This window comes from Streptomyces griseus subsp. griseus, assembly GCF_000720255.1.
GTDB classification, from domain to species: domain Bacteria; phylum Actinomycetota; class Actinomycetes; order Streptomycetales; family Streptomycetaceae; genus Streptomyces; species Streptomyces griseus_I.
The window spans coordinates 135,641-156,898 of record NZ_JOJE01000018.1 but is presented as its reverse complement, the minus strand read 5'-3'; the positions used below and the strand labels follow the sequence as shown (position 1 = coordinate 156,898).

22 protein-coding genes are annotated in these 21,258 nt (G+C 70.5%); 9 read left to right on the top strand and 13 right to left on the bottom strand.

Annotated features, from left to right (window positions below; all coding sequences use genetic code 11):
• Positions 1 to 30: 30 nt before the first annotated feature.
• Positions 31 to 1,059, bottom strand: coding sequence for a glycosyltransferase family 2 protein (locus IG99_RS24620; protein WP_037677197.1), 1,029 nt, complete (start codon positions 1,057 to 1,059; stop codon positions 31 to 33).
• Positions 1,060 to 1,192: 133 nt separating this feature from the next.
• Between IG99_RS24620 and IG99_RS24615 the strand changes: the two genes are divergently transcribed.
• Positions 1,193 to 2,656, top strand: a complete 1,464-nt coding sequence (locus tag IG99_RS24615) for an LCP family protein (RefSeq protein WP_463607322.1) — start codon at positions 1,193 to 1,195, stop codon at positions 2,654 to 2,656.
• A gap of 30 nt (positions 2,657 to 2,686) precedes the next feature.
• Here the strand turns inward: IG99_RS24615 and IG99_RS24610 are convergent, their stop codons facing one another.
• Positions 2,687 to 3,271 (bottom strand): acyl-CoA thioesterase, encoded by a 585-nt coding sequence (locus IG99_RS24610; protein WP_107056013.1) that lies wholly within the window; start codon positions 3,269 to 3,271, stop codon positions 2,687 to 2,689.
• Positions 3,272 to 3,363: 92 nt separating this feature from the next.
• On the opposite strand from IG99_RS24610, the gene IG99_RS24605 reads away from it, so the two are divergent.
• The gene (locus tag IG99_RS24605; protein WP_037677298.1) at positions 3,364 to 4,641 is read left to right on the top strand and encodes an LCP family protein; all 1,278 of its coding nucleotides are present in this window, start codon (positions 3,364 to 3,366) and stop codon (positions 4,639 to 4,641) included.
• A 61-nt stretch (positions 4,642 to 4,702) separates the two neighbouring features.
• Here the strand turns inward: IG99_RS24605 and IG99_RS24600 are convergent, their stop codons facing one another.
• Together IG99_RS24600 and IG99_RS24595 are read right to left on the bottom strand one after the other, a co-directional pair.
• The gene (locus IG99_RS24600) at positions 4,703 to 5,089 is read right to left on the bottom strand and encodes a four-helix bundle copper-binding protein (protein ID WP_037677191.1); all 387 of its coding nucleotides are present in this window, start codon (positions 5,087 to 5,089) and stop codon (positions 4,703 to 4,705) included.
• A 131-nt stretch (positions 5,090 to 5,220) separates the two neighbouring features.
• Positions 5,221 to 6,003, bottom strand: coding sequence for an SAM-dependent methyltransferase (locus IG99_RS24595; RefSeq protein ID WP_051865847.1), 783 nt, complete (start codon positions 6,001 to 6,003; stop codon positions 5,221 to 5,223).
• A gap of 119 nt (positions 6,004 to 6,122) precedes the next feature.
• Here IG99_RS24595 and IG99_RS24590 point away from each other — a divergent pair, with 119 nt between their 5' ends.
• Positions 6,123 to 6,731: a GNAT family N-acetyltransferase gene (locus IG99_RS24590; RefSeq protein WP_037677295.1), complete on the top strand. Its 609-nt coding sequence runs from the start codon at positions 6,123 to 6,125 to the stop codon at positions 6,729 to 6,731.
• 54 nt (positions 6,732 to 6,785) lie between these two features.
• Here IG99_RS24590 and IG99_RS24585 read toward each other — a convergent pair whose 3' ends face one another.
• Positions 6,786 to 7,943: an acyl-CoA dehydrogenase gene (locus tag IG99_RS24585; RefSeq protein ID WP_037677190.1), complete on the bottom strand. Its 1,158-nt coding sequence runs from the start codon at positions 7,941 to 7,943 to the stop codon at positions 6,786 to 6,788.
• 199 nt (positions 7,944 to 8,142) lie between these two features.
• On the opposite strand from IG99_RS24585, the gene IG99_RS24580 reads away from it, so the two are divergent.
• Positions 8,143 to 9,486 carry a UDP-glucose dehydrogenase family protein gene (locus tag IG99_RS24580; protein ID WP_037677189.1) on the top strand — a complete coding sequence of 448 codons (1,344 nt, stop codon included), beginning with the start codon at positions 8,143 to 8,145 and terminating at the stop codon, positions 9,484 to 9,486.
• A 104-nt stretch (positions 9,487 to 9,590) separates the two neighbouring features.
• Here the strand turns inward: IG99_RS24580 and IG99_RS24575 are convergent, their stop codons facing one another.
• The gene (locus IG99_RS24575; RefSeq protein WP_037677186.1) at positions 9,591 to 10,097 is read right to left on the bottom strand and encodes a CGNR zinc finger domain-containing protein; all 507 of its coding nucleotides are present in this window, start codon (positions 10,095 to 10,097) and stop codon (positions 9,591 to 9,593) included.
• A gap of 116 nt (positions 10,098 to 10,213) precedes the next feature.
• Here IG99_RS24575 and IG99_RS24570 point away from each other — a divergent pair, with 116 nt between their 5' ends.
• Both IG99_RS24570 and IG99_RS24565 read left to right on the top strand, forming a co-directional pair.
• Positions 10,214 to 10,573 carry a VOC family protein gene (locus IG99_RS24570; RefSeq protein ID WP_037677185.1) on the top strand — a complete coding sequence of 120 codons (360 nt, stop codon included), beginning with the start codon at positions 10,214 to 10,216 and terminating at the stop codon, positions 10,571 to 10,573.
• A 14-nt stretch (positions 10,574 to 10,587) separates the two neighbouring features.
• A complete protein-coding gene (locus IG99_RS24565; RefSeq protein WP_158973234.1) occupies positions 10,588 to 11,013 on the top strand; it encodes a VOC family protein in 426 nt (141 codons plus the stop codon).
• A gap of 27 nt (positions 11,014 to 11,040) precedes the next feature.
• Here the strand turns inward: IG99_RS24565 and IG99_RS24560 are convergent, their stop codons facing one another.
• Together IG99_RS24560 and IG99_RS24555 are read right to left on the bottom strand one after the other, a co-directional pair.
• Positions 11,041 to 12,150 carry a dipeptidase gene (locus IG99_RS24560; protein WP_037677183.1) on the bottom strand — a complete coding sequence of 370 codons (1,110 nt, stop codon included), beginning with the start codon at positions 12,148 to 12,150 and terminating at the stop codon, positions 11,041 to 11,043.
• Between the two features lie 123 nt (positions 12,151 to 12,273).
• Entirely contained in the window at positions 12,274 to 12,633 is a 360-nt protein-coding gene (locus tag IG99_RS24555) for a MerR family transcriptional regulator (protein ID WP_037677180.1), read from the bottom strand.
• 52 nt (positions 12,634 to 12,685) lie between these two features.
• Between IG99_RS24555 and IG99_RS24550 the strand changes: the two genes are divergently transcribed.
• Positions 12,686 to 13,813, top strand: coding sequence for an alkene reductase (locus IG99_RS24550; protein ID WP_037677177.1), 1,128 nt, complete (start codon positions 12,686 to 12,688; stop codon positions 13,811 to 13,813).
• On the opposite strand, the gene IG99_RS24545 is transcribed toward IG99_RS24550, so the two are convergent.
• From IG99_RS24545 to IG99_RS24535, 3 genes are read right to left on the bottom strand one after another with little or no spacing between them, the layout of a single operon-like run.
• Positions 13,762 to 14,940 (bottom strand): dipeptidase, encoded by a 1,179-nt coding sequence (locus IG99_RS24545; RefSeq protein ID WP_037677176.1) that lies wholly within the window; start codon positions 14,938 to 14,940, stop codon positions 13,762 to 13,764. The genes IG99_RS24550 and IG99_RS24545 overlap by 52 nt on opposite strands.
• Positions 14,941 to 14,945: 5 nt before the next feature.
• Positions 14,946 to 15,470, bottom strand: a complete 525-nt coding sequence (gene purE / locus IG99_RS24540) for a 5-(carboxyamino)imidazole ribonucleotide mutase (protein WP_078947878.1) — start codon at positions 15,468 to 15,470, stop codon at positions 14,946 to 14,948.
• A complete protein-coding gene (locus tag IG99_RS24535) occupies positions 15,467 to 16,606 on the bottom strand; it encodes a 5-(carboxyamino)imidazole ribonucleotide synthase (RefSeq protein ID WP_037677171.1) in 1,140 nt (379 codons plus the stop codon). The genes purE and IG99_RS24535 overlap by 4 nt, the downstream gene beginning before the upstream one ends.
• A gap of 196 nt (positions 16,607 to 16,802) precedes the next feature.
• Between IG99_RS24535 and IG99_RS24530 the strand changes: the two genes are divergently transcribed.
• Entirely contained in the window at positions 16,803 to 17,303 is a 501-nt protein-coding gene (locus tag IG99_RS24530) for a GtrA family protein (protein ID WP_037677170.1), read from the top strand.
• A gap of 54 nt (positions 17,304 to 17,357) precedes the next feature.
• Here the strand turns inward: IG99_RS24530 and IG99_RS24525 are convergent, their stop codons facing one another.
• Both IG99_RS24525 and IG99_RS24520 read right to left on the bottom strand, forming a co-directional pair.
• Positions 17,358 to 18,635, bottom strand: coding sequence for an ATP-binding protein (locus IG99_RS24525; RefSeq protein ID WP_037677169.1), 1,278 nt, complete (start codon positions 18,633 to 18,635; stop codon positions 17,358 to 17,360).
• Between the two features lie 46 nt (positions 18,636 to 18,681).
• The gene (locus tag IG99_RS24520) at positions 18,682 to 19,359 is read right to left on the bottom strand and encodes a response regulator transcription factor (protein WP_037677291.1); all 678 of its coding nucleotides are present in this window, start codon (positions 19,357 to 19,359) and stop codon (positions 18,682 to 18,684) included.
• 374 nt (positions 19,360 to 19,733) lie between these two features.
• Here IG99_RS24520 and IG99_RS24515 point away from each other — a divergent pair, with 374 nt between their 5' ends.
• The gene (locus tag IG99_RS24515; RefSeq protein WP_037677167.1) at positions 19,734 to 21,230 is read left to right on the top strand and encodes an oligopeptide:H+ symporter; all 1,497 of its coding nucleotides are present in this window, start codon (positions 19,734 to 19,736) and stop codon (positions 21,228 to 21,230) included.
• The last annotated feature ends 28 nt before the right edge of the window (positions 21,231 to 21,258 follow it).

Sequence of the window (21,258 nt, the reverse complement as noted above, 5' to 3'; positions counted from 1 at the left end):
GGCGGGGGCCCGGGCCCCGTGCGGCGGTGCTCACTGCGAGGTGAGGACCGCCGGGCGGCGGGAGGCGATGACCTTCCTGGCCAGAGCGCGGGGGCTGGTGAGGAAGCCCCAGCCCCACGACATGTGCATGGTGGCGAGAGCCACCGGGATCTGCAGCCGCGCCTTCAGCGGCAGCCCCTTGCCCGCGGGCAGCGACCCGGCGACGATCGCCGCGAGGTAGCCGCCGGGGACGACGAAGCCCCACGGGGTGAGCAGGCCGCCCACCAGGATCCCGGCCGCGATCGCGCACACGGCGGTCGGCGGGGCGAGGTAGCGCAGGTTGATGGAGCCCTCGTGGTAGCGGGCGACGACGTGCCGCCAACGCCCGTAGTCCTTGTACTGCTTGGCGAGCGCCTTCACGCTGGGCCGCGGACGGTAGGACACCCGCAGCTCCGGCGAGAACCAGATCAGCCCGCCCGCCTCCCGTATCCGGAAGTTGAGCTCCCAGTCCTGGGCGCGGATGAACTCCTCGTTGTAGCCGCCCTGTTGCTCCAGCGCCTCGCGCCGGAAGACGCCGAGGTAGACCGTCTCCGCGGGAGCGGCCTGGCCACCGGTGTGGAAGGCCGCGTTCCCGACGCCGATCTTCGAGGTCATCGCGGCCGCGACGGCGTGCTCCCAGTCGTTCTCGCCCTCGGCGTGCATGATGCCGCCGACGTTCTGCGCGCCGGTCTCCTCCAGCAGCCGTACGGCCGTGGCGATGTAGTTCGGCGAGAGCATGCCGTGTCCGTCGACGCGCACGACGATCGGATGGCGGGAGGCCTTGATCGCGGCGTTCAGCGCGGCCGGCGTACGGCCCGTCGGGTTCGGCACGGTGTGCACGCGCGCGTCTTCGGCCACGAGCTGGGCGGCGATCTCGTCCGTGCGGTCCGTGGACGGACCGAGGGCGATGACGACCTCCATCTCGCCGGCGTACTCCTGCGCGAGGATCGCTTGGACGGCTCCGCGCAGATGCCGCTCCTCGTTGAGGACGGGCATGATCACGGACACGGCGGGGAGCTGCACGTCGGAGTTGGCGTTCATAGGGGGCTCACGTTACCGCGAACGGGGGACAGCCCCGCGCCCCGCCGGGTGCGCTGCTCCGGTCGACAGATCGTATGGGCCTACGGTGCTCACGGATCCCCCCACGTCACGGCCGCAGCCCGGAGGTGTCATCTTGCCCACGCCGCCTCGGCCCCCCGCCCGGCCGCAGCGCCCCCCGACCCCGTCCCGCCGCCCGGGCCGGATGCCCGTACGGCGCAAACGGCCGCGTTGGGCCATGCGGGCGGCGACCACGCTGTCGGTGGTGGTGCTGGCCGCCGCCGGGATCGGGCACTCGCTGGTCGCCGGCCTCGACTCGGGCATCGACCGGGTGGACGCCTTCAAGGACATGAAGAACCGGCCCCGGGCGGGCCACGGCATGAACGTGCTGCTGGTGGGGACCGACGGGCGCGAGAAGATCTCACGGGCGGAGCGGCGCAGGTACCGGCTGGGCGGGGAACCCTGCCACTGCACGGACACGATCATGATCGTGCACATCTCGGCGGACCGGGAGCGGGTGAGCGTGGTCAGTCTGCCGCGCGACTCGTTCGTCGAGACGCCCGCGCACATCGACCGGACGACCGGGAAGCGGCACGCGGGACATCCGCTGAAGATCAACGCGGCGTACGCGGAGGGCGGGCCGCAGTTGACCGTGCGGACCGTCGAGCACATGACCCGGGTGAAGATCGACCACTATCTGGAGGTCGACTTCACCAGCTTCATGAAGACGGTGGACGTGCTCGGCGGGGTGCGGATCTGTACCGCCGAGCCGTTGAAGGACACCTACACGGGCCTCGACCTCCCGGCCGGCACGCACACGCTCAACGGCGGGGCAGCGCTGCAGTACGTGCGTTCCCGGCACGTCGACACGGCCTCCGACCTGGGCCGGATGAAGCGCCAGCAGCGTTTCCTGGCGGCCCTGGTGGACCGTGCGAGTTCCTCCGGTGTCCTGCTGAACCCGCTGCGGTTCAGGGACGTGGCACGGGCGGTGCTGGGGTCGGTGCGGGCGGACCGGGGGTTCGGCACGGACGAACTGCTGGACCTGGGGCGGGCGATGCGCAATTTCTCGCCCTCGTCGTCGGAGTTCACGACGGTGCCGATCGGTCAGGTGGGTTACGCGGTGCGGGGCATCGGCTCGACACTGAAGTGGGACCCGGCCCGCTCCGAGCGCGTCTTCCGGGCCCTGCGCGACGACAGGCAGCTGTCCGCCGGGACCCGGCCGCGCAGCCCGTTCACGCGCGTCGAGGTGGCCCCGGAGCAGATCCGCGTCCAGGTGGAGAACGGCACGACGACGTCCGGGCTCGGCCGACGGGTGGACACGGCGCTCGCGGCGACGGGGTTCCGTACGACGGGACGGCCGGTGACGGCGGACCACACCGTCAAGCGCACGGTCGTGGCCCACGATCCCCGTTGGGACCGCTCGGCGGGGTCACTCGCGGCCGCGCTGCCGGGCAGCGAGCTGCGGGCGGTGCCCGGTCTGGGACCGACCCTGAAGGTGATCGCGGGGCCGGACTTCCGCACCGTGCGCAAGGTGCGCGCGGAGGACCCGGACCAGGCGGAGTCGACGGTCGTACGGGGCGACGAGGTGGGATGCCGGTAGCCCATCGTGGGCTTGCCTCGAAGCGCGAGGTCAGTCCTCGTACCCCTCGGCCGCGCGCCGCTCCCGGAGTTCCCTGATGGCGCGGCGGCGGGCCAGGCGGTGGGTGCGGCGGATCTGGGCCTCCTGGTAGCGGCGCTTGTCGCGTTCCGTCTCGGGGACGACCGGCGGCACCGGGCGGGGCTTGCCGTCGGCGTCGACGGCGGCGAAGACCAGGTAGGCCGAGCCGACCTGGGTGGCCGGGGCGGACTCGTTCCAGCGTTCGGCCAGGACGCGCACGCCGACCTCCATGGACGTCCGGCCGGTCCAGTTGACCTGGGCCCTCACATGGACGAGGTCGCCGACGCGGACCGGCTCCAGGAAGACCATCTCGTCCATGGACGCGGTGACGGCGGGCCCGCCGGAGTGGCGCCCGGCCACCGCGCCCGCCGCGTCGTCGACGAGCTTCATGATCACGCCACCGTGCACGGTCCCCAGCAGGTTCGTGTCGTTGTGGGTCATGATGTGGCTGAGAGTCGTCCGGGAGGCCGCGGTCGGCTTGCCCGGGATATCCGGAGTTTCCGATTCCGCTGCCGAGGCCTGTTCTGTCATGGCCTCCACCTTATGTTGAGGTGACATCTGCGGAATTTGTGTCAGCTTCGCAACAGCCGGGCCCTTATTTTCCTACGAACCTTGTAAGCCACATGGCCCTGCCCTGCACACTGGGGCGCATGAACGATTGGCCCGAGGGATGGTCCGACCAGAACCGCGGCTCCCGGTACGGAAGCGGCAGCGGCAGCGCACAGCCCGAGAGCGCGCGCGTCATGCGGCAGGTCCGTCGGCCCGCCCCGGGCGCCTACGGCGGCGGCCCCGACTCCGGCCCGCCCCAGTACGTCGGCGGGATCCCTGAGCAGCCGTCGTACGTCGACGGCGGCGAGGGCTACGACAGCGGCTACAACACCGGGCAGGTGTACGGCGGTGGCGGAGGGGGTGATCTGCCCGGTTCCCGTATGCGGGAGCGCCCCGCGCCGAACTGGCGACGGCGGATCAAGTGGACGACGATCACCGTGGTCACCGTGCTGGTGGTGACCACCGTCGGCACGTACTTCTGGGCCGACTCCAAGCTCAAGCGCGAGGTCGACCTGTCGACGGTCATCGACCGGCCCGAGGCGGGCGACGGCACCAACTACCTGATCGTCGGCTCCGACAGCCGTGAGGGCCTGACCTCCGCGCAGAAGAAGGAGCTGCACACCGGGTCCGCCGACGGCAAGCGGACGGACTCGATGATGATCCTGCACGTCGGCGGCAGCGGCGACACGCTGATCTCGCTCCCGCGTGACTCGGACGTGGAGATCCCGACGTACGTGGGCTCGGAGTCCGGCAAGACCTTCAAGGGCACGGGCCGGCACACCAAGCTGAACGCGGCCTACGCGGAGGACGGCCCGACGCTGCTGGTCCGCGCGGTCGAGTACAACACCGGTCTGCACATCGACCACTACGTGGAGATCGGCTTCAACGGCTTCGCGAACATCGTGGACGCGGTCGGCGGTGTCGAGATCACCATCGACAAGGGCTTCAAGGACAAGTACTCCGGCGCCGACTTCAAGGCGGGCAGGCAGACCCTGAACGGCGAACAGGCGCTCGCCTTCGTCCGCACCCGGCACGCCTTCGCCGCGTCCGACCTGGAGCGCACGAAGAACCAGCAGAAGTTCCTGTCCGCCCTCGCCCACCAGGTGGCGACCCCGTCGACGGTCCTGAACCCCTTCAAGCTCTACCCGACGATGGGCGCGGGCCTGGACTCCCTGATCGTCGACAAGGACATGAGCCTGTGGGACCTGGCGTCGATGTTCTGGGCGATGAAGGGCGTCAGCGGCGGTGACGGAATGTCCCTCAACATGCCCATCTCGGGCAATACACCCAACGGCAACCTTCAGTGGGACAAGACGAAGGTGAAGACCCTGGTGAACGAGCTGAACAACGGCGACAAGGTCACGGTCTCCGGCAACTGAGACCTCGCGCACACACTCAAGGGCACCCTCGGCGGGTGCCCTTGAGCGCGTTCGGGGGACGTCACATCGCGGCGCCCGCCATCGTGCGGCAGCTCTCGGCGCAGCGGCGACACGCCTCGGCGCAGCGCATCATCATGGGGTCGTCCGGCATGGACATACACGCCTCGGCGCACATGTCACAGGCCTTGGCGCACATGGCGCACATCTCGGCCGACATCGGCGAGCGGCGCATCATCATGTCGGCGCACATACGGGTCGTCTCGGAGCAGTCCATCAGGGCGCGCATGATGTGCATGCGGTCCTGGCCGCCGGCCTGCATGCAGGAGCTCATGGTCTCCTCGCAGACGGTGTGGCAGGACATGCACGCCTCGACGCAGGCCTGCATCTCCCTGCTCATGGCGGTCATGCCGGCGGACTGCGTTCCAGGCCGCATTCCGGACTGGGTCATGGCTCCTCCTCGGGTGAGTGTGCCCCGGGCTCTCATGGGTCCGGGTGCCCTTCCGGCATACGCCTCCCCGGGCTCCCTCGCCATTCGGCGGACGTCGGTAATCCGCTTCGTGTCCGAAGGGGCCGGTGGAGTTACGGCTTGCGGCCCACTCCGGCGAAGTGCGTCACGTCGACGATGTCGAACTCGGCCGCGTCGGGGCGCCAGCGCGAGCAGGTGACCACGCCGGGGTCGAGGAGTTCCAGGCCCTCGAAGAAGCGGAGGAGGTCGCCGCGGCCGCGCAGGGTCATCGGGGCCGAACCCTGGCTGTTCCAGTACTCCACCGCGCCCGTCATCGCCTCTCCGTCGACCTCCGTGGTGGGGTGGGAGACGACGAGGTGGCTGCCCGAGGGGACGGCGTCCAGCAGGCGGCGCACGATGGCCACGGCTTCCTCGGTGTCCATCACGAAGTTGAGGACGCCCAGCAGGGTGACGGCCACCGGCCGGTCGAGGTCGAGGGTGCGGGCCGCCTCCCGCAGGATGGACTCCGGGTCGTGCGCGTCGGCCTGTACGTAGTCGGTGGCGCCCTCGGGGGTGCTGGACAGCAGCGCGTGGGCGTGGGTCAGCACGAGGGGGTCGTTGTCGACGTACACGATCCGCGCCTCGGGCGCGACCCGTTGGGCGACCTCGTGGGTGTTGTCCGCGGTCGGCAGACCCGACCCGATGTCCAGGAACTGCCGTATCCCCGCCTCCCCCGCCAGATGGCGCACCGCACGGGCCAGGAAGCGGCGGTCGGCCACGGCCGAGCGGGGCAGCGCCGGGACGAAGGAGAGGATCTGGTCCCCGACCTCCTTGTCGACCGGGAAGTGGTCGGTGCCTCCCAGCCAGTAGTTCCAGATCCGGGCCGAGTGGGACACGTCTGTGCGGAGGTCGGACATGACGGTCGGTCTCCTAGGGGCAGCGGTGATCGGACTGCGCAATAACGTAGTGAGGGAGACGGCGGACCATGACGGCTTTTACCGGGAGCGGAGTCGCGGGCATGTGGCAGGATTCCGCGATGATCCCCAGCACACCCGTCCCTGCCGTCGTCCCCTCCGGCCGGATGGCCGACAACGCCCAGCCGGTGCTGCCGCTGCCTGATTCCGGCCTCGAACTGCGGCCCTGGGAAGCGGCCGACGCCGGCGCCCTGGTGGCCGCCGGTCTGGATCCGGGGATCCGGCAGTGGAACCTCCTGAGCGTGGGGACGGCCGAGGAGGCACGGCTGCGCATCGCGCGCATGCACGAGCGGTGGCGGGCCGAGACCGGTGCCGTCTGGGCCGTGGCGCGGCCGGGCCGTGGTGAGGCCATGGGGCTCGTCGGGCTCAACGACGTCGATCTGGCGGGCGGCAGCGCCGAGGTCGTCTACTGGTTGCTGCCCCCGGCCCGTGGAAACGGGGTCGTGGTCGAGGCGGCCCGTCGAGTCGGCCGGTGGGCTCTGGACGACCTCGGTCTGCACCGGCTGCGGTTGTGCCACGCGGTGGCCAACGAGGCGTCCTGCCGGGTGGCCGCCAAGGCCGGGTACGCCTTCGAGGGCACGATGCGGGGTGCGTTGCTGCACGCGGACGGCTGGCACGACCAGCATCTGCACGCGCTGGTCCAAGGGGACGTGGTTCACAGGGACGTGTGAGAGAAGGGCGCCCGGAGTTCCGGGCGCCCTTCGCAGTCGTCGACCCGCCCGCGGTTACGGCAGGTTGCGGGCCATGACGATCCGCTGGACTTGATTCGTGCCCTCATAAATCTGGGTGATCTTGGCGTCGCGCATCATGCGCTCGACCGGGTAGTCGCGGGTGTAGCCGTAGCCGCCGAGGAGCTGGACGGCGTCGGTGGTGACCTCCATGGCGACGTCCGAGGCGAAGCACTTGGCCGCCGCGCCCTGGAAGGTGAGGTCACTGTCGCCGCGCTCGGACTTCGCCGCCGCCTGATAGGTCAGGGCGCGGGCCGCCTCGATCTTCATGGCCATGTCGGCGAGCATGAACTGGATGCCCTGGAAGTCGGCGATCGGCTTGCCGAACTGCTTGCGCTCCTGGACGTAGCCCTTGGCGTAGTCGAGGGCGCCCTGGGCGACACCGAGGGCCTGGGCCGCGATGGTGATGCGGGTGTGGTCGAGCGTCTTCATCGCCGTGGCGAAGCCGGTGCCCTCCTCGCCGATCATGCGGTCGGCCGGGATGCGCACGTTGTCGAGGTAGACCTCGCGGGTCGGGGAGCCCTTGATGCCGAGCTTCTTCTCCGGAGCGCCGAAGGAGACACCCGGGTCCGACTTCTCGACGACGAAGGCGGATATGCCCTTGGAGCGCTTCTCGGGGTCGGTGACGGCCATCACCGTGTAGTACTCGGAGACGCCCGCGTTGGTGATCCAGCGCTTCACGCCGTTGAGGACGTAGTGGTCGCCGTCGCGGACCGCCTTCGTCTTCATGCCGGCCGCGTCGGAGCCCGCGTCGGGCTCGGAGAGGCAGTACGAGAACATCGCGTCGCCCTTGGCCAGGGGGGACAGGTACCTCTTCTTCAGGTCCTCCGAGCCGGAGAGGATCACCGGGAGCGAGCCCAGCTTGTTCACGGCCGGGATGAGGGAGGAGGACACACAGGCGCGCGCCACCTCCTCGATCACGATCACCGTGGCCAGCGCGTCCGCGCCCGCGCCGCCGTACTCCTCGGGTACGTGCACGGCGTGCAGGTCGTTGGCGACCAGGGCGTCCAGCGCCTCCTGCGGGAAGCGGGCCTCCTCGTCCACCGCTGCGGCGTACGGCGCGATCTTCGCCTCGGCCAGTGAACGGATCGCGTCCCGGAGCATGTCGTGCTCCTCGGACGGGCGGTACAGGTCGAAGTCAGCCGATCCGGCCAAGGTCTCTCACGCTCCAAAAACGCTGGGGTGATGCTGGGTTGATCTCGCTAATTACCGTTAAGTAACTCAAATTTTAGAGCTCCGCCCACGCGACTGATACGTGACCTTGGCGACAGGTGGAAATCTGCCCGGTGAAAGCGCTCGGCACGCCCCGACTATGCTCGCTCCCGCACCGACGACGTCCAGACCAGGAGCACCCATGGCCCTCAAGATCACCGTGATCGGCACCGGTTATCTCGGCGCCACGCACGCCGCGGCCATGGCCGAACTCGGCTTCGAGGTGCTCGCCCTGGACGTCGTCCGGGAGAAGATCGAGAAACTGGAGCGGGGCGAGGCCCCGATGTACGAACCCGGCCTGGAGGAGCTGCTGCGGCGGCATGTCGCCGGGTTCCAGGGTACGACCGGGCGGCTGCGTTTCACCCAGGACTGGGCCGAGGTCGGAGCGTTCGGCGACGTGCACTTCGTCTGCGTGAACACCCCGCAGAAGCACGGCGAGTACGCCTGCGACATGTCCTACGTCGAGTCGGCCATCGCCTCCCTGGCCCCGCACCTGCACGGCCCCGCCCTCGTCGTCGGCAAGTCGACCGTGCCGGTCGGGTCCGCCGACCGGCTGGCCGCCTACCTGGCCGAGAACGCGCCGGCCGGCGCGGACGCCGAGCTGGCCTGGAACCCGGAGTTCCTGCGCGAGGGCTTCGCCGTGGACGACACCCTGCACCCCGACCGGATCGTGGTCGGGGTGCGCAGCGAGCGCGCGGAGAAGTTGCTGCGCGAGGTGTACGCCACGCCGGTCGAGGAGGGATCGCCGTTCGTCGTGACGGACTTCCCGACCGCCGAGCTGGTGAAGACGTCCGCGAACTCCTTCCTCGCCACCAAGATCTCCTTCATCAACGCGATGGCGGAGGTGTGCGAGGCGGCGGGCGGCGATGTCGCCAAGCTCGCCGAGGCGATCGGGTACGACGACCGGATCGGCAAGAAGTTCCTGCGGGCCGGGATCGGCTTCGGCGGCGGCTGCCTGCCCAAGGACATCCGGGCGTTCATGGCGCGCGCCGGTGAGCTCGGCGCCGACCAGGCGCTGACCTTCCTGCGTGAGATCGACTCCATCAACATGCGCCAGCGCGGCCAGATGGTGGAGCTGGCCCGGCAGGTACTGGGCGGCGGCCCGTTCCTGGGGAAACGGGTCGCGGTGCTCGGTGCCACCTTCAAGCCCGACTCCGACGACGTGCGCGACTCCCCCGCGCTGAACGTCGCGGGGCAGATCCACCTCCAGGGCGGTCAGGTGACCGTCTACGACCCCAAGGGCATGGACAACGCCCGCCGGGTCTTTCCCACCCTCGGCTACGCCGACTCGGCGCTGGAGGCGGTCCGGGGCGCCGATGTCGTCCTGCACCTGACGGAATGGCGGGAGTTCCGTGAGCTGGACGCGGCCGCGCTGGGCGAGGTCGCGGCGGCCCGGGTGATCCTCGACGGACGCAACGCCCTCGACCCGGAGCTGTGGCGCAAGGCCGGCTGGACGTACCGGGCGATGGGTCGGCCCACCGCTTAACCGTACGCACGACGCCGGTTCGGCCGAGGCTCAGTCGGCCGAACCGGCGTCTGTGTGCATTCTGCCTCACGGGACGGCCGCGCGGCCGGTGAACTGCCTGTGGATCACGCGTCCTTGGCCCGGTACCTCCGCATCTTCGCGCGGGCCCCGCACACCTGCATCGAGCACCAGCGGCTGCGCCCGGCCGGGCTGCGGTCGTAGTACGCCCAGTGGCAGGTCACGGCCTCGCAGGCCTTCAGTCGGGTCCAGGTGCCCGCGACGAGTGCCTCGGCGACGGCCGCGGCGACCCGGGAGAGCAGCGGGCCCTCGTCGCCGGGCGCGAGCCGGGCGGAGCCGTCCGTTGCGTCGACCGTCACCAGCAGCGGGGCAGCCCGGAGCAGGTCGCCGAGCGGGGTGACCGCGCGGTGCGGGGGGTGGCCGGCGTGGGCGAGCAGGGTCGCGCGCAGGGATTCGCGCAGCTCGCGGGCGTACGGCAGATCGTCCTCGGTGAGCCCGAAGCGCTCACGCACCTCGGCCGCGCCGAGGGCATCGCTGTCTCTCTCGACGTCCAGCGTGTTCACCAGGGACTCGATCAGAGCCAGGCCGCCCGGCGCGAGCGATCTTTCACTCATGGCTGCACGCTACCTCCCGCGATTCCCCTTGCGACGTTACCTCTTATGGGGGAGCATGCGGTAACGGTTACTGGTTAATCGCCTCTATGGGTAACACTCGCTTCGAGGAGGAAGTCATGGCACTCGCCAACCTGGGCGCCGTCGTCCTGGACTGCCCGGACCCGCGTGCGCTGGCCGGTTTCTACGCCGAGGTGCTGGGCGGCACCGTCGAGGGGGAGGGTGACTGGGTCGACCTGAAGGTGCCCGGCGGGCCGTCGCTGTCCTTCCAGGCCGCGCCCGACTTCGTACCGCCGACGTGGCCCGCGGGCGACCGCTCGCAGCAGTTCCACCTGGACCTCACCGTCGACGACCTGGACACGGCCGAGAAGGGCGTGCTGGCGCTGGGCGCGAAGCCGCTGGACGCGGCGGACCGCTCGCGTACGTTCCGTGTGTACGCGGACCCGGCGGGGCACCCGTTCTGCCTCTGCGCCTGCTGAGATCTGGAGGTCCCATGCCGCCCGTGGCACGTATCCGCAACGTCGTGATCGACTGCCCCGACCCGCACGCGCTCGCCGACTTCTACGCCCGGCTCGGCGGCGGGACGCCCCGGGCGGAGGACGACGACTGGGTCGTCCTGCGGATCCCCGCGGGGCCCCGGCTCGCCTTCCAGCGGGCCACGGGCCTCACTCCGCCCGAGTGGCCGCGCGCCGACCGCAACGCCCAGCAGTTCCATCTGGACTTCGATGCCGGAACAACCTGGGAGGAGATGGACGCGGCCCACGAGAAGGTGCTGGCCCTGGGCGCGCGGCCGCTGGACCTGGAGGACCGCGAGAAGAAGGACTTCCAGGTGTACGCCGAGCGAAGCCGAGCGTGGGGGAGTCGGCAACCGACGACAACGCCGCAGGTGGGCGTGCCAGACCCCGCGTCTGCGGCATGATCCGCCGGACAGCCCCTGAGGGCCCGCTCAGCCGTCCAGGTCGGCGATCCTCGCCGTCGACGGTTCCCGGCGCTGCTGGGCCGCCTTGGCGGTGAAGTCCGCCGTGCGCAGGACGCGCTGGACGTTGCCCCAGGCGATGAGGGCCACGTCCGGCTCGGACCAGCCGCGGCGCAGCAGCTCGGCGATAAGACGCGGGTAGCAGGAGGCGTCGGCGAGGTCCTGGGGGTGAGCCGCGCCGGAGTCGTAGGTGCCGGACAGGCCGACGCACTGCGGCCCGGCGACCTCGCGCACGTGGTCGAGGTGGTCGGCGACGTCGCGGACCGTCGGGCCGGTCTGCTCGGCGGTCAGCGGCACCAGGCACAGGCCCTTGGCGGCACCGAGCTCGGCGAGCAGTTCGTCGGGGAGGTTGGCCGGGTGGGGGCGCAGGGCGCGGGCGGCGGAGCGGGTACACATCGCGGGTGCCTTGGACAGGGCGAGGACGCGGCGGATGGTGGCCTCGGAGGCGCCGGAGAGGTCGGCGAGGACCCCGAGGCGGTTCATCTCGCGCACGACCTCCTCACCGAACCGGGTCAGCCCCGCCTCACTCGCCCAGGAGGTGCCCGTAAGAGTGAGCACGCGCAGGCCGAGGGAGTGCAGGACGCGCAGGATGCTCACCGAGTCGTCGACCGCGGCGGCCGCGGCGGGGCCGAGCAGGACGGCGACCCGGCCGCAGTTGCGGGCGTCGATGACCTGCCCGGCGCTGCGGGCCAGGCGCAGCCCGTCGGGATGGGCACCGATCACCGACCGCACCAGGTCCAGCTGCTCCAGGGTCGCCCCGACGGCCCGGTCGGCGGCCAGGCCCTCCGGCAGGTGCAGCGACCACAGCAGCGCGCCGACATGGCCCTCGCGCAGCCGCGGCACATCCGTGTCGACGGCGCTCTCGCCGTCCTCCAGGTCGTACCAGGGCAGATGGCGCAGCGCCCATGGCAGCCCGCTGTAGCCGTCGGCGACGGGGTGCGCGGCGAGGATGGCGTGGGCCCGCTCCAGCGGGGCGGCGTCGGGGTCGGAGACGAGGGTGTACGCGTCGAAGGGATCAGGCAGGTCGTCGAGCTCGCCGACCTCGGGGGTGGTGTGCAGTTCGTCCTGGAGGTCTGCCATGGAGGTCTCCGTACGTCGTGATCGGCGTCCTGATCAGCAGTACGGTTCACCGTCCCACGGAGCCGGGGCGGCTTCCTGGTGGGTGGGGCGTTCGGGGTGCTCCCCCGGTCCCGGCCTCGCCGGTCAGCGGCCCTGGGCCACCTGGATGACCTCGTCCAGGGTGTCCCGGGAGCGGACCAGGTCGCTGATCATCCGGTCGATGCGGTCGCGCTCGGCGGTGAGGTCGGCGACCAGTTTCGGCGTGGCGCGGACGGAGGGCCCGCCGTCGGTGTCCCGCATGCAGGGCAGCAGCTGTGCGATCTTCGAGCTGTGCAGCCCGGACGCGAACAGCTCCTGGATGCGGACGACCCGATCGACGGCCGACTCCGGGTAGTCCCGGTGACCGCCGGGCGTGCGCTCGGGACGCAGCAGCTCCTGCGTCTCGTAGTAGCGCAGGGACCGCTCGCTCACGCCCGTGCGCCGGGCCAGTTCACCGATCCGCATACCCACTCCAGGGCTTGAATCTGACACTGGTGTCAGGTTCTAGCGTACGGGCATGACGCACACGACACAGCTCTTCGAACCGGCCCGGCTGGGGCAGCTCGCACTCCCCCACCGTCTCGTCATGGCGCCGCTCACCCGGAACCGAGCCGCCGCCGACGGCACCCCCACCCCGCTCATGACCACCTACTACGCCCAGCGCGCATCCGCCGGGCTGATCATCGCCGAGGCCTCGACACCGAACCCGGTCGGGCAGACGTACCCGAACATCACCGCCATCCACACCCCGCGGCACGTGGCGGGCTGGCGGCAGGTCACCGACGCGGTGCGGGAGGCCGGCGGGCGAATGTTCCTGCAGCTCCAGCACGGCGGCCGGGTCGGCCATCCCGCGACGAGCGGGCTGACCCCGGTCGCGCCCTCACCGGTCCCGCTGCCCGAGACGATCTTCACGCCGGACGGTCACCAGCCGTCCGTCACCCCCCGCGAGATGACCCCGGACGACATCCGCACCACTGTCGCCGACTTCGCCAGGGCCGCACGAAACGCCCTGGACGCCGGGTTCGAGGGCGTGGAGGTGCACTCCGCCAACGGCCACCTCCTGCACCAGTTCCTGGCTCACAACACCAACCGCCGTACCGACGTCTACGGCGGCCCGGTCGCCGCTCGGATCCGGTTCACCGCCGAGGTGACCGAGGCCGTGGCCGCCGAGATCGGCGCCGAACGGGTGGGGCTGAGGGTCTCCCCCGGGGGCACGGTCAACGGCATCGCCGAGGGCGAGACGGAGGAGCTCTACCCGGCGCTCGTCGAGCGGCTCGGCGGGCTGGGTCTGGCGTATCTGCACCTCGTGCACGCCGACCCGGACTCGCCGGTGTACCGGACGTTGCGGGAGGGATGGCCCGGGACGCTCATCGCCAACCCGGTGCTGCGGGACATGTCCACGGAGGCCGTGCTCAGCGCCTCCGAGCGGCTCCTGGCCGCCGGGGCCGACCTGGTCGCACTCGGCCGGCCCTTCCTGGCCAACCCCGACCTGGTCACCCGGCTGCGGCGGGGCGCACCGCTCAATGCGGTGCGCGACCGGTACCTGATGTACACGGGCGGGGCGACCGGCTACACCGACTACCCCGCCCTGGATCAGCCGTCGAGCGACTCGATCGTGGCGCGGGACGGCGCACGCGTGGCCTGAAGGTCGCGGGCCACGTCCTCCGCCGCGCCCAGCACCCGTACCGCGTTCCGCCAGGTCAGCTTGGCCAGGTCGGACTTCGACCAGCCACGGTCGAGCAGTTCCGCGATCAGGTTCGGGTAGCCGGAGACGTCGTTCAGTCCGTCAGGGGTGAACGCGGTGCCGTCGTAGTCGCCGCCGATGCCGAGGTGGTCGACGCCGGCGACCTCACGCATGTGGTCGAGATGGTCGGCGACCGTGGACACGGTGGCGACCGGACGCGGGTCGCGCTCCTCGAAGGCACGGTGGACCTTCATCGCCTCGGCCGTGGTGTCGAGGTGGTGGAAGCCGTGGGCGCGCATGTTGTCGTCGGCCCTGGCGGTCCAGTCCACGGCCGCCTGGAGCACGAACTTCGGCACGAACGTCACCATCGCCACACCGCCGTTGCCGGGCAGCCGCTCCAGCACGTCGTCCGGGATGTTGCGCGGATGGTCGCAGACGGCCCGTGACGAGGAGTGGGAGAAGATCACCGGGGCGCTCGTCGCGCCCAGCGCGTCCCGCATGGTCGTCGCCGCCACGTGGGAGAGGTCGACGAGCATGCCGAGACGGTTCATCTCCCGGACCACCTCGCGCCCGAACGCCGACAGTCCGCCGACCGCCGGGGTGTCCGTCGCCGAGTCCGCCCACGCCACGTTGTCGTTGTGCGTGAGGGTCATGTAGCGCACGCCGAGTCCGTACAGCCCGCGCAGGGTGCCCAGCGAGTTCGCGATGGAGTGGCCGCCCTCCGCGCCCATCAGCGAGGCGATACGGCCCTCCGCGCGCGCCTCCTCCATGTCGGCCGCGGTCAGGGCGCCCCGCAGGTCCGTCGGATACCGCGCGATCAGCTGCCGTACGCAGTCGATCTGTTCCAGCGTCGCCGGGACGGCGTCCGGCAGGTCCGCGCGGACGTACACCGACCAGTACTGCGCACCGACGCCGCCCTCGCGCAGGCGGGGGAGGTCGGTGTGGAGGTGGGCGCTCTGGGAGGCCGCGATGTCACGGGCGTCGAGGTCGTAGCGCACCTGCTCCCGCAGCGCCCAGGGGAGGTCGTTGTGCCCGTCGACGACGGGGAACTCCCGCAACAGTTCCCGGGCTTCGTCCACCGAGGTCATCGGCGTCACTTCCCGAAGCCGAAGCCGCTGCCCGAGCCCTCGACCTTGGAGCGCAGGCGCTTGCCCTTCTCGGTGGCCTGGTCGTTCAGTTCCTGCTGGAACTCACGCATGCGGCCGAGGAGTTCCTCGTCGTGCGCGGCGAGGATGCGGGCCGCGAGCAGGCCGGCGTTGCGCGCGCCGGCGACCGAGACGGTGGCGACCGGGACACCGGCCGGCATCTGCACGATCGACAGCAGCGAGTCCATGCCGTCCAGGTACTTCAGCGGCACGGGCACGCCGATCACCGGCAGCGGGGTGACGGAGGCGAGCATGCCGGGCAGATGGGCGGCGCCGCCCGCACCCGCGATGATCACCTTGAGACCCCGGTCCGCCGCCTGCTCGCCGTACGCGATCATCTCGCGCGGCATGCGGTGCGCGGAGACGACGTCGACCTCGTACGCGATCTCGAACTCGTCGAGGGCCTGGGCGGCGGCCTCCATGACGGGCCAGTCGGAGTCCGAACCCATGACGATGCCTACAACTGGGCTCATTCGGTGATCGTGCCTCTCAGGTAGCCGGCAGCGTGACGTGCGCGTTCGAGAACGTCGTCCAGGTCGTCGCCGTATGTGTTGACGTGTCCGACCTTGCGGCCGGGCTTCACGTCCTTGCCGTACATGTGGATCTTCAGCTGGGGGTCGCGGGCCATGCAGTGCAGGTACGCCGCGTACATGTCCGGGAAGTCGCCGCCGAGGACGTTGACCATGACCGTCCACGTCGCGCGCGGGCGCGGGTCGCCGAGGGGCAGGTCCAGCACCGCGCGGACGTGGTTGGCGAACTGCGAGGTGACCGCGCCGTCCATCGACCAGTGGCCCGAGTTGTGGGGGCGCATCGCCAGTTCGTTGACGAGGATGCGGCCGTCGCGGGTCTGGAACAGCTCGACGGCGAGGTGGCCGACGACACCGAGTTCCTGGGCGATCCGCAGCGCCATCTCCTCGGCGCGCAGGGCCAGGCCGTGGTCGAGGTCGGGGGCGGGCGCGATCACCGTGTCGCAGACGCCGTCGACCTGCTGCGACTCGACGACCGGGTAGGCCACGGCCTGGCCGTGCGGGGAGCGCACCACGTTGGCGGCGAGCTCGCGGACGAAGTCGACCTTCTCCTCGGCGAGCACGGGGACGCCGGCGCGGAAGGGGTCGGCTGCCTCCTCGACGGAGTCCACCACCCACACGCCCTTGCCGTCGTAGCCGCCGCGGACGGTCTTGAGGACGACCGGGAAGCCGTCGCCCTCGGCGGCGAACGCGGCCACGTCCCGCGGGTCGCTCACGATGCGGTGCCTGGGGCACGGCACACCGATCGCGTCGAGTTTCGCGCGCATCACGCCCTTGTCCTGGGCGTGCACGAGCGCGTCGGGGCCGGGGCGCACGGGAATACCGTCCGCCTCCAGGGCTCTGAGGTGCTCGGTCGGCACGTGTTCGTGATCGAAGGTGATCACGTCACAGCCGCGCGCGAACTCGCGCAGCGTCTCCAGGTCGCGATAGTCGCCGATGACGACATCGTTCACGACCTGCGCCGCGGAGTCCTGAGGGGTGTCACTGAGGAGCTTGAACCTGATGCCCAACGGGATGCCCGCTTCGTGTGTCATACGCGCGAGCTGGCCCCCGCCGACCATGCCGACTACCGGGAACGTCACGCCCCTAGGGTATCGGCCGGGCCGCGCGGCCCTGATTCAGTCCCTCTTACCCATCCCTTTCCGGCCTCATAACGGGTGTTTCACGACCTCTTTCCGTGCTGTGGCCGACCCGTGAGCCGGTCCACAGGCAATCCCCGGAGGGGGTGGTTAGCATGACTGGGTTGACGAATCCGACCGGACGGGGGCCTGTACGACCATGGAACGTGGTTCCTCCGGGCTTCGACGGCTCGTGCACGAAGTGGCCAAGTTCGGTGCCGTGGGTGGTGCCGGAACTCTCGTCAACCTGGGTGTGTTCAACCTGGTACGCCACGTCACCGACCTCCAGGTGGTGCGGGCCAGTGTGATCGCGACCGTCGTGGCGATCATCTTCAACTACTTCGGCTTCCGCTACTTCACCTACCGGGATCGCGACCGGAGCCGCCGAACCAAGGAACTCACGCTGTTCCTGCTGTTCAGCGCGATCGGCCTGGTCATCGAGAACGGCGTTCTGTACGTGGCGACGTACGGATTCGGCTGGGACAGCCCGCTGCAGAGCAACATCTTCAAGTTCCTCGGCATCGGCGTCGCGACGCTCTTCCGGTTCTGGTCCTACCGCAGCTGGGTGTTCCGCACGCTGCCGGCCCGGGAGGCCGTGGCCGACGCGGAGTCGTTCCTGGAGGCGGAGGCACAGGAGAAGCCGAGGTCGCGGGTCAGCTGACGCGCGTCGTGCGAGGGCCGGGGGCGCGTGGCGGGGCTGGAGCGCGCGTCGGCCTCAGCGGACCGTCGGCTCGTCCTCGTCCGGCACCAGGGAGCGCTTGATGGGCTCGCGGGACAGGAACAGGCCGAAGACCGGCGGCTGGGCCTGGAGCATCTCCAGGCGGCCTCCGTCGGCCTCCGCGAGGTCGCGGGCGACGGCCAGGCCGATGCCGGTGGAATTGCGTCCGCTGATCGTCCGCTCGAAGATCCGCGCCCCGAGGTCGGCGGGGACGCCGGGGCCCTCGTCGGTCACCTCGACGACCGCCTGGTTGCCGATGACGCGGGTGCGCAGCGCCACCGTGCCGCCCCCGTGCATCAGCGAGTTCTCGATCAGCGCCGCCAGCACCTGCGCCACCGCGCCGGGTGTCCCGACGGCCTGGAGATGGCGCTTGCCCGAGCTGACGATGGCGCGGCCCGCGCTGCGGTAGGCGGGGCGCCACTCCGCGAGCTGCTGCTGGATGACCTCGTCCAGGTCGAAGGAGACGGCGGAGCCCGTGCGGGGGTCACGGGAGTTGGTCAGGAGGCGCTCGACGACGTCCGTGAGCCGCTCGACCTGCGTGAGCGCGATGGTCGCCTCCTCCTTCACCGTGTCCGGGTCGTCGGTGAGGGTGATCTCCTCCAGGCGCATCGACAGCGCGGTGAGCGGTGTGCGCAGCTGGTGGGAGGCGTCGGCGGCGAGGCGTCGCTCGGCGGTGAGCATGCGGGCGATGCGCTCGGCGGAGGAGTCGAGGACGTCGGCGACCCGGTCCAGCTCATGGACGCCGTACCGCTTGTGGCGGGGGCGCGGATCGCCGGAGCCGAGGCGCTCGGCGGTCTCGGCGAGGTCGGTCAGCGGGGACGTCAGACGGTTGGCCTGGCGGATCGCGAGGAGGACGGCGGCGATCACGGCGAGCAGCGCCACCGCGCCGATGATCAGCAGGGTCCGGCCGACCTCCCGGGTCACGGTGGAGCGCGACTCCTCGACCCGGACGAGCTCGCCCTCCTCGCCCCGCTCCTCGGCGCGGATGACGTCACCGGCCGGTTTGGTGCCGACCTCGATGACCGGGCGTCCGGGGATCGTGATCACGGCGTAGCGGTCCTGGGTGACCTGCTCGTGCAGGATGTCCTCGGTGACGTCCTCCTTGCCGAGCAGCCGGCTGTCGACGATGCCGACCAGCCGGACCGCCTCGGAGTCGACGCGTTCCTGGGCGCTGCTGCTGATCGTGCGGCTCTCTACGATCACCAGGGACACGCCGAAGACCGCGATGACGACGAGAACCACGGCGAGCGTGGACTGGATCAGTCGGCGGCGCATGTCCTCTTATCCCGGAAAGCCCGTTGTCCCGTGGGAGCCCGTGGGCTCAGCTCTTCTCGAAGCGGAAGCCCACGCCGCGCACCGTCGCGATGTAGCGGGGGTTCGCCGCGTCGTCGCCGAGCTTCTTGCGCAGCCACGAGATGTGCATGTCGAGGGTCTTGGTCGACGACCACCAGGTGGTGTCCCAGACCTCGCGCATCAGCTGGTCGCGGGTGACGACCCGGCCCGCGTCCCGCACCAGCACCCGCAGCAGGTCGAACTCCTTGGCGGTGAGCTGGAGCTCCTCGTCACCCATCCACGCGCGGTGCGACTCGACGTCGATGCGCACGCCGTGGGTGGCGGGCGGCTGCTGCGGCTCGGCGGCGCCGCGCCGCAGCAGGGCCCGGACGCGGGCGAGCAGCTCGGCGAGCCGGAAGGGCTTGGTGACGTAGTCGTCGGCGCCCGCGTCGAGGCCGACCACGGTGTCCACCTCGTCGGCGCGCGCGGTCAGGATCAGGATGGGGATGGTGTGCCCTTCGGCACGCAGCCGGCGGGCCACCTCGAGCCCGTCCATGCCGGGCAGGCCGAGGTCCAGCACGACCAGGTCGATGCCGCCCTGGATGCCGGCGTCGAGCGCCGTCGGGCCGTCCTCGCGGACCTCGACCTCGTAACCTTCCCGGCGCAGTGCGCGGGCCAGCGGCTCCGAGATGGACGCATCGTCCTCGGCGAGCAGTACACGGGTCATGAGCTGATGGTAGTCCGCCCGGTGGTCACTCATAGGTGTGATCGACGCCTCTGTTTCTTACCGAGGGACATGCCGGACACAACTGCGCACAGGTTTCTCACCGAGCCCCCGCAACCCCGCCGCGATCTTGGTACGGACCTGCGGTCAGGGGGTGTCATTCTGATGGGGACCTTCGAAACAGCGCCCAGAGTTCCGTGATCCCCTGTGATCCCTGTCTCAAGTCCTTCCATATCCGGCACTGTCCTGCCGTATGGTGAATCTACGCCTGTAGCACCGTGGGGACCTTTGGCGCTCATCTGCCGCTGAAGGTCTCTTTTGTGTGCGGGCCGGCAACCGCCGGCCTCGAAAGGAAAGCCCCTCAGCAAGGAACGACCATGGCGTCCAGCCTGACGACGGACTCGGTCCGACCGGGCACCCCCGGCACCGGGAAGACCTTCTTCGGCCACCCACGAGGACTGGCCACTCTCTTCATGACCGAGATGTGGGAGCGCTTCTCCTACTACGGCATGAGGGCCCTGCTCCCGCTGTACCTGGTGGCACCGGGCGGGCTGCACCTGAGCGCGGCGACCGCGACCGCGATCTACTCGGTGTACGTGTCGCTGGTGTACCTGCTCACCCTCCCCGGTGGCTGGTTCGCGGACCGTGTCCTCGGTCCCCGCAAGACGGTCGCCGTCGCGGGCGCGGTCATCATGGTGGGCCACCTGACCCTGGCCCTGCCGAGCGCCAGCACCTTCTACGCGGGCCTCGGCCTGGTCGCGATCGGGTCCGGCCTGCTGAAGGCCAACATCTCCACGATGGTCGGCCACCTCTACGACGGCCCGCAGGATCCGCGCCGCGACGGCGGCTTCACGATCTTCTACATCGGCATCAACCTCGGTGCCTTCGCGGCCCCGCTGGTCATCGGCACCATCGGTGAGAACGTCGGCTGGCACCTGGGCTTCGCGCTCGCCGCGCTCGGCATGGCGCTGGGTCTCGCCCAGTTCCTGCTGGGCAGCCGTCACTTGAGCGCGCGCTCCAGCGTCGTCCCGACGCCGCTCTCGGCCGAGGAGAAGGCGGCCACGCTGCGCAAGTCTGCGCTGTGGGCGGGCGTCGCGGCGGTCTTCTACGCGATCGTCGGCTTCTCCGGCCACTACACGCTGAACTGGCTGCTGGTCCCGCTCACCCTCGCCGGTGTGATCATCCCGATCCTGGTCATCGCCCGGATCAAGCGGGACAAGGAGCTGACCCGCGCCGAGCAGTCGAAGATGTCCGCGTACATCTGGTTCTTCGTGGCCGCGGCCGTGTTCTGGATGATCTACGACCAGGGCGGCTCGACGGTGTCGCTGTTCGCCGAGTCGTCGGCGAAGAACACCGTCTTCGGCTGGGAGTTCCCGGTCTCCTGGTACCAGTCCGTCAATCCGGTCATGATCATGGCGCTGGCCCCGGTCTTCGCCTGGGCGTGGCTGGCGCTGGCGCGGCGCGGCAAGGAGCCGAGCACGGCCGTGAAGTTCACGATGGGCCTGGTCCTGGTCGGCGCGTCGTTCTTCCTGTTCCTCGCGCCGCTGTCGATCGCCGAGGGCGGTCACAAGGCGGCCGCGCTGTGGCTGGCGGCGATCTACTTCGTGCAGACCGTCGGCGAGCTGACCATCTCCCCGGTCGGCCTGTCCGTCACCACGAAGATGGCTCCCGCGAAGTACGCCTCCCAGATGATGGGCGTCTGGTTCCTGGCCGTCACCGCCGGTGACGCCACGACCGGCCTGCTCTCCATCGCGGGCGTCGACCTCAACAAGACGGGCGTGGTGGCCCTGGAGGCGACCCTCGCCGTCGTCGCCGGCGCGGCGGTCTGGATGTACCGCAAGCGCGTCAAGGAACTCATGGGCGACGTCAACTGACGTCACGTCCGGCTGTCCTGCGGGGGGC